We start from the raw sequence: 582 nt of genomic DNA, 5'->3' as shown, positions 1-582 counted from the left end.
GGACCGTGCCCACGCTGAAACTACTGTAGGAGCCAGCCTGCTGGCGATGGACTCAAGTGCGCCGCGTTTATCCAGTTCACCCGGGTTATCGTTAACGACCATCGCTGGCAAGCCAGCTCCCACAAGGGAACGTGCCCACGCAGAAAATGAAGTGACCTCCAAGCCAGTGAAAGCCTTCAAAAAAACATGAAAAAACCCGGCTGATCAGGCCGGGTTTTTTGTTGGGCGTTGTGGTGCGGTGATTAGTTATGCCGCACGATTCTGGATCAGACGATCCGAGCCACCTTCGGCAACGCGGTTCTGCAGCAGTTTGTCAGAGCCACCTTCAGCGACACGGTTCTGCAGCAGTTTGTCAGAGCCACCTTCGGCAACGCGGTTCTGCAGCAGTTTGTCAGAGCCACCTTCAGCAACGCGGTTCTGCAGCAGTTTGTCAGAGCCACCTTCAGCAACGCGGTTCTGCAGCAGTTTGTCAGAGCCACCTTCAGCGACGCGGTTCTGCAGCAGCTTGTCGGAGCCGCCTTCAGCGACGCGGTTCTCCATCAACTTGTCGGAACCATCGGCGGCGACGCGGTTTTCGATCAG

At 57.0% G+C, this 582-nt stretch carries 2 protein-coding genes; one reads left to right on the top strand and one right to left on the bottom strand.

The genetic code is table 11. The features are described 5' to 3' along the window. The coding region (locus PMI26_RS32060) for a hypothetical protein (RefSeq protein ID WP_238540843.1) at positions 1-190 on the top strand (190 nt) is incomplete at its 5' end. Between the two features lie 56 nt (positions 191-246). On the opposite strand, the gene PMI26_RS03735 is transcribed toward PMI26_RS32060, so the two are convergent. Next, positions 247-582: hypothetical protein (locus PMI26_RS03735; protein ID WP_033048329.1), on the bottom strand; the 336-nt coding region annotated here is incomplete at its 5' end.

The organism is Pseudomonas sp. GM33 (assembly GCF_000282295.1).
GTDB classification, from domain to species: domain Bacteria; phylum Pseudomonadota; class Gammaproteobacteria; order Pseudomonadales; family Pseudomonadaceae; genus Aquipseudomonas; species Aquipseudomonas laurylsulfatiphila.
This window is presented reverse-complemented; position numbering and strand designations above follow the sequence as displayed.